Below are 1,231 nucleotides of genomic sequence, written 5' to 3'. Positions count from 1 at the left end.
ATACCAGATGACATTCGCTCGCTGATTGATGCACCAGTGACAGGTAATTTTGAAGATTGTGTTAAGCGAACCAAAGCAACAATGGAGAGTTTAGTAACAACGGTTGATTCGCTTGATCAATATTTAGATAGTGTAGCGGAAGCTTTCGCGGCAACAGAAGCTAGTTTAGTTGCGGCAATTGATGGAGGTATCTATATTAAAGCTCCTGAGTCACGAGCAGAACGTAGAGAACGATATATCCAAGGCGGAAAAGATTCTAAGGAACGCCACAATCGTAGGAAAATGGTTGAAATCGCAGAGAGTCAATACAAAGATTTTCCATAAATATATGAATCACTGAATTCATTTCAGGTGGTTTTCTTTTGCTTTTCTCATCTTCTCACGGTATCACTCATGTGGTATAATGGAACAAAGGCATTTTCCTTTTGCTTTTCTGTTTGGCAAAAATTCGAAGACGGCTGTTGGGAAAATCGGGAAGTCTGTGCTAGGTGTTACCATTGATACAATTGTTATTGAAGCAGATGAATTAGTAAGAAATATTATAGAAAGTACTTCCCACCTATCAGATGAGCAGAAACGTACTGATGAAAATGGTCTTATTTAGGTTATGTAAATGGCGTAGGTGCAGGAGGACACTGATACGATGAGGAAGATATTAAAAAATAAGCGTGCTTTTCAATTTGTGTTAGCTAGCCTAATTCTTATCCCTTTTATTATAGTAGGTACTGTTGGGTTACAACAATTATTTAAAGAACCTGAAAAAGTCGAATATTCTATTGAAGAATACCATTCTGTAAAAGAAAACGTATATTTTTTCGGGAATCAACGAAAATTCGTCTTATTAAACACCGATTCCAAAGCGAGACCTGGGGGTGGTGTCTATCTTTATACAACCGAGCGGAAAGTGATGACAAGTAAAGGTGGAGTTGATTTAACCGATAGAAAAAACAGGCCCAAATCAGATTATTGGAAGATTCGTCTTTATGACTATAGAACAGAAGACTTAGCCGTTAAAGAAGTGGATCTAAACAAAGTGGTCGCAGACTATGACGCCAGTTTTTTTCCGATTGATTTCAGAATCTTCACCTATCGTAATAATCCCAAGAACGTCATCAATATAGAAGTTAAAGACAAACAAGGTACTATAAAAACCGTAGTTTTAAACATTGATAGTGGAAAAGTAGAAGGAGAGTATCAAGAGCGTTCAGATATCTATGAAGCGGGTCCTTAC

2 protein-coding genes and 1 pseudogene are annotated in these 1,231 nt (G+C 37.4%); all 3 read left to right on the top strand.

From position 1 onward, the window contains the following. Positions 1–324: hypothetical protein (locus HMPREF2991_RS09195; RefSeq protein WP_180364438.1), on the top strand; the 324-nt coding region annotated here is incomplete at its 5' end. Between the two features lie 79 nt (positions 325–403). After that, positions 404–604 (top strand): hypothetical protein, encoded by a 201-nt coding sequence (locus HMPREF2991_RS11330; protein ID WP_070683914.1) that lies wholly within the window; start codon positions 404–406, stop codon positions 602–604. 39 nt (positions 605–643) lie between these two features. After that, positions 644–1,231: pseudogene (locus tag HMPREF2991_RS11065) on the top strand (hypothetical protein); the annotation flags it as partial.

Origin of the sequence: Streptococcus sp. HMSC072D07 (assembly GCF_001814835.1) — a bacterium.
Lineage (GTDB): Bacteria > Bacillota > Bacilli > Lactobacillales > Streptococcaceae > Streptococcus.
The sequence above is the reverse complement of the archived record's forward strand: the minus strand, read 5'-3'. Positions and strand labels throughout refer to the sequence as shown.